Origin of the sequence: Confluentibacter flavum, assembly GCF_002843175.1 — a bacterium.
GTDB classification, from domain to species: domain Bacteria; phylum Bacteroidota; class Bacteroidia; order Flavobacteriales; family Flavobacteriaceae; genus Confluentibacter; species Confluentibacter flavum.
On sequence record NZ_PJEO01000048.1, the window covers coordinates 1 to 10,681 of the forward strand.

Annotated in this window: 9 protein-coding genes; 6 read left to right on the plus strand and 3 right to left on the minus strand. The window is 30.0% G+C overall.

Features of this window, described 5'->3' with window-relative positions; genetic code table 11:
* The first annotated feature begins 344 nt into the window (after positions 1–344).
* The 3 genes from CSW08_RS12485 to CSW08_RS12495 all read left to right on the plus strand — a co-directional run bounded on the left by CSW08_RS12485 (position 345) and on the right by CSW08_RS12495 (position 2,734).
* Positions 345–932 carry a TlpA family protein disulfide reductase gene (locus CSW08_RS12485; RefSeq protein WP_106660212.1) on the plus strand — a complete coding sequence of 196 codons (588 nt, stop codon included), beginning with the start codon at positions 345–347 and terminating at the stop codon, positions 930–932.
* A complete protein-coding gene (locus tag CSW08_RS12490; RefSeq protein WP_106660213.1) occupies positions 919–1,371 on the plus strand; it encodes a hypothetical protein in 453 nt (150 codons plus the stop codon). The genes CSW08_RS12485 and CSW08_RS12490 overlap by 14 nt, the downstream gene beginning before the upstream one ends.
* Positions 1,372–1,537: 166 nt before the next feature.
* Positions 1,538–2,734: a site-specific integrase gene (locus CSW08_RS12495; RefSeq protein WP_106660214.1), complete on the plus strand. Its 1,197-nt coding sequence runs from the start codon at positions 1,538–1,540 to the stop codon at positions 2,732–2,734.
* Between the two features lie 12 nt (positions 2,735–2,746).
* Here CSW08_RS12495 and CSW08_RS12500 read toward each other — a convergent pair whose 3' ends face one another.
* The 3 genes from CSW08_RS12500 to CSW08_RS12510 form a co-directional block, all read right to left on the minus strand.
* Positions 2,747–3,817: a T9SS type A sorting domain-containing protein gene (locus CSW08_RS12500; protein WP_106660215.1), complete on the minus strand. Its 1,071-nt coding sequence runs from the start codon at positions 3,815–3,817 to the stop codon at positions 2,747–2,749.
* A 106-nt stretch (positions 3,818–3,923) separates the two neighbouring features.
* Positions 3,924–4,172 carry a hypothetical protein gene (locus tag CSW08_RS12505; RefSeq protein WP_106660216.1) on the minus strand — a complete coding sequence of 83 codons (249 nt, stop codon included), beginning with the start codon at positions 4,170–4,172 and terminating at the stop codon, positions 3,924–3,926.
* Between the two features lie 5 nt (positions 4,173–4,177).
* A complete protein-coding gene (locus CSW08_RS12510) occupies positions 4,178–4,756 on the minus strand; it encodes a PDDEXK family nuclease (protein WP_106660217.1) in 579 nt (192 codons plus the stop codon).
* Between the two features lie 123 nt (positions 4,757–4,879).
* Here CSW08_RS12510 and CSW08_RS12515 point away from each other — a divergent pair, with 123 nt between their 5' ends.
* From CSW08_RS12515 to CSW08_RS12530, 3 genes are all read left to right on the plus strand, one after another.
* On the plus strand, positions 4,880–8,296 hold the full coding sequence (locus tag CSW08_RS12515) for a PKD domain-containing protein (RefSeq protein ID WP_106660218.1): 3,417 nt from the start codon (positions 4,880–4,882) through the stop codon (positions 8,294–8,296).
* A gap of 2 nt (positions 8,297–8,298) precedes the next feature.
* On the plus strand, positions 8,299–8,994 hold the full coding sequence (locus CSW08_RS12520) for a fibronectin type III domain-containing protein (protein WP_106660219.1): 696 nt from the start codon (positions 8,299–8,301) through the stop codon (positions 8,992–8,994).
* Between the two features lie 1,000 nt (positions 8,995–9,994).
* Positions 9,995–10,615: a DUF7486 family protein gene (locus CSW08_RS12530; RefSeq protein WP_106658036.1), complete on the plus strand. Its 621-nt coding sequence runs from the start codon at positions 9,995–9,997 to the stop codon at positions 10,613–10,615.
* Positions 10,616–10,681: the final 66 nt, after the last annotated feature.

Genomic DNA, 10,681 nt, shown 5'->3' on the forward strand with positions numbered 1-10,681 from the left:
AAACCCGGTTCTGCAGAGTTTCACCAGTTAAAAAATAGAGCTAGTTCGAAAAAAGGTAAAAGCCAAGTAAAAAAACATAAAAAAAAAGTAAAAGCTAACACATAGTTTTTCTGCCAAATTAGTGGAGTTACTGTTTCCTGAGCTTTAGAGCCTTTCACATTCAGTGAAATGGATTTTAAACTTAATCCAATTGGAAGCTTTCCTTTTTTCTTTATAGAAGATTGGGATGCTTTTTTGTTTTTGTCTGTATCCAGATAATTTGTAAATTTACTTTTATATCATAAACAAGCCCAATAAAAGTACATTTTACCCTGAGATACTAACCTACATTTAAATCTTTTTATATGTATTTTTATAAAAACACAACCGTATTTTGTTTGATTGTTCTGTTTTTGAGCGTTTTTGTTTCTAGTTGTAAACAGACCGAAAAGGAGGAAAAAGAGACCCAGCCAACATCTAATGTTATTGAAAAGCCTATTAAAGTACCTGGTTTTTTATTATATACATTGGAAGATAAACCTGTTAGCATAGATGATTACAAGGGGAAATATGTAATTATACACATAGCAACAACTTGGTGTCCGTTTTGCAACGCAGAGGCCCCTCATCTTGAAAAGCTTTATCAAGACTATAAAGAAAGGAATGTAGAAGTAATGCTGATTGACGTTAAAGAATCAGTAGAATTAGTTAGGGAAAAATTAAAAGACAAGTATAATTTAACATTCCCTATTTTATTGGATATTAATGGTAATGTGGCCGCAAGTTTTGCTCCCAAAGATGTCCTACCTGATTTGGCTAGAGATGAGGTTATGTTAGCTTCTAACATTTTAATAGACCCAGAGGGTTATATACAATTCATGTCCCTTTTAGATAGTAAAAATTTTGATGCTGAATTAATACAACTCAAAAATAAACTTGATGAGCTTTTATAACATAATATGGTGTTTGTTATTCAGTTTACTTTGTTGTCAGCAAAAACAATTTGTAAGATTAGTTGATGATGATATTAAAATTAATAAACAAGATGAAGTTATAAGCATTACTATTCCATTTGAAATTCTTGAGGGTTATCACATTCAGGCGTTATCTGAAACCCTAGATAATCTCATTCCAACAGAAATCACCTTTGATCCTCCATATGGATCTCATGTCATAAAATATGAATTTGTAAATGTCCACTATGATACGGTTATTTTAAATAAAATTACACATAGGGTTCTAAGCAAAGAATTTGATGTTATAGTGACTTTGAAGTATGATAGGGATGTTGAACATAAGAATTTGAAATTAGAAGGAAACCTCTATTATCAAACCTGTAATGACAGACAGTGTTTTTTTCCTCGTATGTATAGCTTTGGTGTAACTTTTTAAAACCGCTTAATTTTTAATTCAACGGAAAGCTTTCCTTTTTCTTTATAGAAGATTGGGATGCTTTTTTGTTTTATAGCCTTTTTTATCTTTCAAAAAGGTGTCCAATTAGGTGTACCTAATTCTTCAAAGGTGTACCATTGATTTTCTAACTAAAAACTTAATAATCATGAAATTAAATATATTATTTCTATTGTATAAAGCTAAAACTAATTCTACTGGGAAATGTCCAGTTAGGTGTAGATTGACATACAATAATGAACGTAAAGAATTCTCAACAGGAATATTTATAAATCCTGTAAATTGGTTGAGTAAACAACAAGAAATTAAGCCAGAAGAACCTGATGCTAATTTAATTGAAACACAATTAAGCCTGATAAGAACAAAACTTAGTCAGGCTTTTTTATTTCTACAAGTTAAAGGAACTGATTTTAATGTAGATGATATCTATTCACAATATAAAGGTGAAACCCCTAAAAAGGGATATGGTGTAATGGAAGTTTATAACTTACATAGTGCTAGAATTAAGAAACTATTAGGCATAGATATACAACTTGTTACATACCAAAAGTATTTAGAATCTGGAGTACATCTTCAAAGTTTTCTAAAGCATAAATTCAGAGCTAAGGACATCCAATTAAAGGCTATTAAAAGCAGTTTTATTGAGCATTACGAGTATTTCCTTAAGACAGAAAAGAAGTTCCAGCAGAGCACATTAAATAAGGCTATACAGAGATTTAGAAAGGTAATTAGATATGCTGTAGCTGAAGATTATTTAGATAAAGACCCTTTCATGCTTTACAAAGCAAAAAGAGTTAAAAAGGAGGTGTTATTTCTATCGCCAGAGCAACTTAAAAAGCTTGAGGAAACCAGTTTTAAAATCAAGAGGATCCAACAGATAAAAGATATGTTCGTGTTTTGCTGTTATACAGGTTTAGGTTTTAAAGAAATGGTTAATCTTAAAAAACAAAATATCACTACTGAATTTGATGGTGAGTTATGGTTAAACATTTACAGGAATAAAACTTCAAGGAGCTATAAAGTACCATTATTGCCCAAAGCAAAGGAAATTATGGAGCAGTATAATAATGAATCTAATGATTATGTGTTTTCCAGAATGTCTAACGTCAAGTTTAATGCTTATTTAAAAGAAATAGCAGATTTTGTTGGTATTGAGTTTAATTTAACTCATCATATAGCTAGAAAAACATTTGCTAGTACAGTCTTGTTATTTAACGATGTGCCTATGGAGATAGTTAGTAGCTTATTAGGTCATAGTAAAATGCAGACAACTCAGGAAAGTTATGGTAAAGTGGTTGAGAAGCGGATTAGTATAGAGATGAAAAAATTAAAGGGGAGTGGTTAGCTTTCCTTTTAATTATTCTTTTACAAATTTTTTAGTTTCAGAGTAGCCATAAGAATTTTCAATAGTTATAAAATATAAACCTGAGTATAGCGAAGATACATCAACTGAATCTTGATAATCTGCTAATAAAACAACTTTCCCAAATTGATTATAAATTTTCAACTTAGCAATTGGTGATTTACTTTCAACGTATATTTTATTTGAGGTTGGGTTTGGATAAACATATGAACTATCAATATCTTCATTTTTTAAAACTGATAATGAACTCACAACAGAAAGACTTACTGAATCACTATTATATGTAACTAACCAGTCTTTATCAACTAGGTCAGGCTTATTTATGTTGACAAAAGACCCATTGATATTACTAGAAGTTAAAATATTAAAACTATCCCCAATCTCAGGTTGGAAATTTTCAATAAGGGTAATTGTAAGTGACCCATTTAATGATGCTTGACCACTGATGCTTAATTGGTCATAATCAGTTCCAACAGTTTTTCCTCCTATTTCAATATTTAAATTGGCTGTGGATTGATGGGTATAATCATTGTCAAGAATGTAAGTTCCTGGTGAATTTCCAGGAGATAAATTACCAGCATTTGTAAAATTACCGCTTTGTAAAATATTTGACCCATTAATTAAACCTGTATTAGTAATCTTTCCTGAACCAGTATTATAAAACCTGCCATTGTTAGTTAATGTGCCATGATTATAAAATGAGTTTCCATTATACAACCCCGAATTATTAATAATAATGTTGCCATTTCTTATAGTTCCATCGCTGCTAATACTTCCTGTGATATTTTCAACAATTCCGTTATTCCAGAGTTCTTTACCGTGATATATGTTTAACGTTCCACCTGTAATACTAATTTTTCCATTATTTGTTATATAGCCTGAATCAATGTTGATATAAAAATTTTTTGGTATAATAATCTCTTCATTGCTACTAATATTTACATCTGGATAGTTATCCCAATTTGATGGTTCATACCAAGAGCCACTCTTAATTACTTTACAAATAGTTTGTGAATACAATGTTCCGCAGATGATGAAACATATTAAAAATAGAAGTCTAGTCATTTTCAGCTCTTTAATAAATTGTTAATCAAAACTAACAGTTTTTGTGGTAAAAAACTCATATGTTGTAAGTATTTTTAATTTTAAAATAAAAGTTGACAGAAGATGGTTAGCTTCTCTCTTTACCTATATTGTCTATTTCATTGTTTTGTTTTTTTCTAAGCCACCTATTAGAATATTTGAAAAACACATAAGCTAATAAACCAGCTAGAAATAGAGCTCCAAAATATTCAACCTTTACAATATTAGTTGTTCCTGTCAATTTTCCTGTATGTAAGCCCATAATATTACCTATGACGCTTAAAACACTTAGAATTCCTAATAAACGGAATATATATGCTAGAATTTTTTTGCCCATATAGTTTAAATTAAACCCAAATTTTTTATAGAGAAGTATAATAAGACCAATATCAGAATTATATAGAAGAGTCTTCCTAATTTTGCCTGTTTTTTAAGTGTTTCCTCCTCTGCCAATTTCTTAACTCTTTCTTTTAGCAAATTGTCCAATACTATCACGACTTCTTCAATTGTCTCATTATCATTCATCACTGAGTTGGGGATTCTAAGAGTAATAATATCCCTATTCACAAAATCATGGAAAGTCCTCTTAATATCAGAAATACCTTGTTTAGAATTGCTATTATGGTGTGACCCATCGACCTCAATTACTATTTTAGCTTCATGGATTGCTAGGTCAACATGTTTATGTCTATCCTTGTCTTCATGAATAACTTTCCAACCTTTATCTGTTAGTCCAGTCTTTAATCTTAAAGCTTCAGGTGTGGCTCTTAATAATGCCGATATGTTTTGGTCTCTAGTTTCCGTCTTTTTTTCTTTGCCGTTTTGACATGTCATACATAATGGCATTGCATAATTATCCATTGAAAAATCATATATTCCTTTGGTAATAGTTTTCCTGCATGCAGAACAAAATAGTGGCATAAAAAATCCTAATATTATTTTTTGAACATATTGTAAATATAATGGAAAACAATTTACTGAAAAAGACTAAAAATAATATCAGAGAAATACTATATATTTGGAAGTAAACTAAATAACCATTTGATGAAAATTATTTTTGTTCTGATTATTCAAGTAGCTTTATTACTTTCAATTAAAGCCTCTTCGCAAACAATTATTTCAGGTGGGGATGTTTCAGGTTTGTGGAATCTTTCAGGCTCTCCCTACATAGTCCAGGGAGATATTAATCTAAATGGAGAATTAATTATTGAACCAGGAGTTGAAGTTTTATTTGATGAAGGTATTAGATTTAATGTCTTTGGAAAATTAATAGCTGAAGGCAATAAAACAAACAGAATAATTTTTAAGAACAATGCTAATCTTTGGGGAGGTATTCATTTTATAAATAGTAGTGAAGCCTCAATTTTAAAATACTTTGAAGTAGCAGGGGTTAGAAATTTAGTTGGTTATGGTGGAGCTATATCTGTTGAAAATTCCAATAGTACTTATATATCACATGGTACTGTTTTTAATAATAGTTCAGAAAATAGAGGAGGAGGAATCAGTCTCTTAAATTTAGAAAACTTTACTATTTCTCATATTCTACTTTATGAGAATAGTTTATACTCAGAAGATGGTTTATATTCATTAAAAGATGGAACAGCCATTCATATAGCATCATCACTCGTAAATTTACTCAACATAACAGCCGTTAAAAATACTTTTTCAAACGCCTTATCTGGATCAGCTAGTACTATTTATTGGGATAGTAATAGTGAAGTGAAATTTACTAATTGCATAATTCAAAATAATGAATCAACTTCAATAGGGAGATCCAATGAATATGATCAATTTAATATCTCTTATTCAAATATTAATGGATTGGAAGACTTGATTGGATTGAGAAAACTGGTAGTAGGTGAGGGTAATTATGATGCTCCACCTAGTTTTGTAGACTATGAAAATGACAACTTTAGTTTGTTGTGGAATAATTTTCCAATGCAGGCGAGTAAGCCAAGAGAAATTGATGGCGGTGACCCTTCTATTCATAATGATGATGGATCTATATCAGATATAGGAGCTTTAACATTTGATCAAATGGGAGAATATTTTCCTCCTGGTGCTTGGTTTAGTGCTGATAAAAATAGAATTCAAGCAGGAACTAGTGTACAGTTTAATAATAATTCACAAAAAGGAAGTTTAGCCATAGCCTTGTATTATTGGGATTTTGGAGATGGAAATTTTTCTAATGAAATAGCTCCTGAGCATATATATTCTGATTATGGGAGATTTGACGTTTCATTAACTGTAACGGATACAAATGGAAATAGTAACACCCAAAATTTAACCGATTTTATTGTTTCAGGAACAATAATATTAGAAGGACCTGTTTCAGGGGAATGGAATAAGTTTTTAAGTCCTTATATTATAAGTGGAGATATAATAATACCTCAAAATGAGTTATTGGATATTAAACCAGATGTAGAAGTTCTCTTTTCTGGTTATTATGGAATTAAAGTAGAGGGTGATTTAAGATCTATAGGTAATGAAGAAGAAAGGGTAATTTTCACATCACTGGACACCATTAATTTTTGGAATAAAAATCTACATTGGAACTATTTTTATTATGAACGAGAACTAAATGGATGGAAAGGAATTGAATTTGTAGGGAATAACCTTAATTCTATAATGAAGTTTACAGATATAAGTTATTTTAGAAATTTTTATCTTTCTTGTGGTGATACAAATTACTTTGGAGGAGCTGTTAGACTTAATAACGCCGATGGCTTTATATTTGACAATTGTAGATTTGTGAATAATAATGGCCATGGTTATGGATTAGGTTCTAGTACTTGTTATAAAGGTGCTTGTATAAAAGCATATAGTTCAGACATAATAGTTAGTAATTGTGTTTTTGAAAATAATGAGGCAGATTATTCTGTGGCAATATATACTTGGAATTCAGACAACACTAAAATTGAGAATAACATCTTTAGAAACAATTATTCTATGGGCGGTAATGTTACGTCACTTATAGATCTAACGGGAGAAGCTTATTTTGAGGTTATAAGTGACAATCAGATAGTGGTAAAAAACAATATTATTGAAAATAATGAGGTTGGAGGAATCTCATTGGGTTCATTAGAAGGAAATGTTTTAATAGAAGGGAATTTAATAAATAATAATATTGGTCATGGAATTACAACTTCTTTATCTTCCCCAATTATAAGTAGAAATAGAATTACCAACAATATAGCTAGTGAAGGAGTTGGAATATATACATTGCCGTCATTTGGAATCCCACAAATAGTAAATAATTTTATAAGTGGAAATACTATAACATATTATTGGGGTCAAGGTTCAGGTATTTTATGTGAAACAAATACTTATATTGTAAACAATACAATTACAAATAATACTTCAACAGGTATAAATGGCGAAGCAATTTATGGAGATAACGCTACCTATACTGCTATTAATAATATTTTGTTTAATAACCCAAATGGGGACTATGGGCAAAATAGAGGAGATAGTGCTTACGCTATTGTAGAAAACAATTTTCAAGGAGATCCAATATTTCTTGAAGAAAATGTTCCTGAGTTAAAGGATAATTCACCTTGTGTAGATGCAGGAACACTTGATTTACCAATAACATTGCCTGAATTTGATTTTTTTGGAGAGCAGAGAATAAATGGAGCAGAAAATAAAATAGATATAGGAGCAGTTGAATTTATAGATTATGATATGGATAATGATGGAGTTGAAGATGATATAGATATATGCCCCAATACACCTCCAAATCAGCAAGTAAATTCAGATGGTTGTTTAGTCTTACCAACCAATAATTTTACAATTGAGAGTATTAGTGAAACCTGTCCAGATAGAGATAATGGTAAAATAATAATTTCAGCAATTAATAATCTAGATTATATTCTTTCAATTAACGGTGTTGATTACAGTTTCACAAGTAGTTTAACTATTGATAACTTAGCACCTGGAACCTATAATTTTTGTATAAAAGTTCCATTGGAGAGCTTTGAACAATGCTACAATATTGATTTAGCAGAAGGAACTACTATTTCTGGAAAATCATCTGTTAATTCTGGAAAAGTATCAATTGATATTGAACAAGGTACGGCACCATATTATGTTTCTATTAATGGAGATTTAATTTTACAAACCATGTCTTCTTCATTTTCTGTCAAAGCAGTTTATGGAGATTTAATTGAAGTATCTACAAGCAAATCTTGTGAAGGTAAATTATCAAAAAAGATTGATTTGGCTGACGAGGTAATTGCTTCTCCTAACCCTACAATAGGAGATTTTGAAATTTCATTGCCAATTTTAGATAAAGAAATAATAATAGAATTGTTTACCATTCAATCACAGTTAATTTCCACATCAAAATACAGGGTGGTAAATGGTAAAGTAAACATCAGCCTAAAAGATCAGCAAGAGGGGATATATTTTGTAAAAGTGTATTTAGATGAACCTGTTAATCTTAAAATAATAAAGCGTTAGAAATGAAACAATTTTTAAAATTTATTCTACTTAGTTTAGCTTTATATGGATGCAGTGGAGGTTCAGGTGATGATAATCCAACACCACCAGTTCAAAAAAACAATGCACCAACAATACCCATACTAGTGTACCCTGCAAATAATTTGTTATGTATTAGCAATATTTTGGATTTTGAATGGAATGCGTCTTCAGATATTGATGGTGATGGAATAACTTATAAAATAGAAATAGCAAAAGACAATCAATTTTCTCAAATTGCTTTTAGCACTACCCTATCTGCAACAAAAAAGACTTATACACTAGAAAAAGGGATTGCATATTATTGGAGAGTACAAGCAGTAGATAGTAAAAAGGAATCAAGTAATTATTCTACCACATTTAATTTATATACTGAAGGAGTTGGTGTTTCAAATCATTTGCCGTTTGCTCCAGAGTTAGTAAAACCAGAATTCAATTCAACTAAACCTTCGGGAGACATTACATTAGAATGGTTAGGAAGTGATGCAGATAACAATCCATTAACTTTTGATGTTTATTTTGGTACAACTGATCAGCCAGGAATAGTATCCCAAAATCAGGATGCGCAAATTTTTGTAGTTAGTACAACAAATTCAACTACTTATTATTGGAAAGTTGTAGTTAAAGACGATAAAGGTGGCGAAGCTATAGGTCAAATTTGGACTTTTCATACTAATTGATAATCAGAATAACTTGACAAGTTGTCAACTTTTGTATTAGCTAATTTCTATTGCTAACTATAAATTAATAAGTTTAAAGAAATCATATAATTTAATCTCCCTAGCTTCACATATAATCTGTAAGGTTTTAACAGGAATTCTATAACCGTCCTTTTGAAGAATCTTTCTAACGGTTTTTTCATCAATATTATGGTCAAGGGCAAATGCTCTATTTGACTTACTTAATGCAATCCATTCAGTAGAAAAATAATTACATATCCTTTTATTGGTGTCCACCAGACCGCGAAAATTGCTAAAGAGCTCTGAGAAATTAGGGCTTTTTTTGGCACTTTAAAGAAGTTGTGTTGTCCCCAGTAAAATGGGGTGGTTTACGTAGTTGAACCGATGGAAAGCTTTCCTTTTTTCTTTATAGAAGATTGGGATGCTTTTTTGTTTTAAGGGGATTTATTCTTTTTTCTAAGCTCGGCAATTATTTCAAGTAGTTTTTTTAATCTGATATGAGTTAGATTTGACTTCATCAATTGTTCTTATTTTTTTATTTGAAATAATGCAATATGTAAATAGTTTAACTAGTTTATAGCTGTATACTATAGCTATTATTATTACTGTTTTATCCATTTTTATTTGTCTTTTAATTAAACTTATTTCTTAAGTCTTTTTAAAAAAAAGGACATTAAAATCCATCTTTATATATTAAACAATTAAGAGACTAAACTGTTATATTTTCGATTTAAGGTGCGCTATGAGGTGTGTTTAATCATAACATGAAAGTAGAATTACTTATAATAAATAAATTGAATTTGATGGGTATTTACAGTTTAAGTTTAAGCGAAAAGATATTCAATAAAAGCCCTTAAAGCGGTTTTATAGATCGTTGAAAAAAGTGACTTATGTCATAGATTTTTTAATGTCATTAAATTAAATTCGGCCAAACTAAATTAGATAATACCATTTTATTTTTGTTATTTGTATAGATACTAATCAATTAAACTTTGTAAAAATGAACACTTTTATTATTGAATTAAAGCCTAGAAGAATTGCAACTTTTCTTGTTTTATTTATTTTATTAATGGGCTGTAAAAATGAAACACCAGAAATTAATATTACTGAAGATTCAAGTGATGCAGACAAAAATAATTTGACTGAAGTTATATGGCATATTAAAGCTATTCATCCAGATGGGAAACTTTTAGATATTAAGGCAATTGGGGAGGACGGTACTATTTTTGACGTTAAAGCAATTCAAGATAAAAATCAACGTAGTATATTAGATATTAAAGCTTTAGTAAATGGGAAGCAATTACCTGTTAAAGTTCTTGTTACTGAAGACAAATATATGCCTGTTAAAGCCATTGATGTTGATGGAACTATTATAGATATCAAGGCTTTATCAGCCGATGGAGATATGTTAGATGTTAAGGGTGTAACTCAATCTGGAAATATTATCAATATAAAGGCTATAAATAAGGAAGGCGAATTCTACGGCATTAAAGCTATTTCTCCAAATGGTTGGGTAAATGATGTTAAAGGAATTAAAATGAATAAAGAGACTGTTGAGGAAGTAGTTAGTGGAGTTGAAGTTTATGCACATATAAAAGGACTTACGCAAAGTTATTACTAAGGACAATAATTTACTATAGAAATTATATGTAAGCCTCTGAGGCATTCTAGTATGAAAATAGAACAA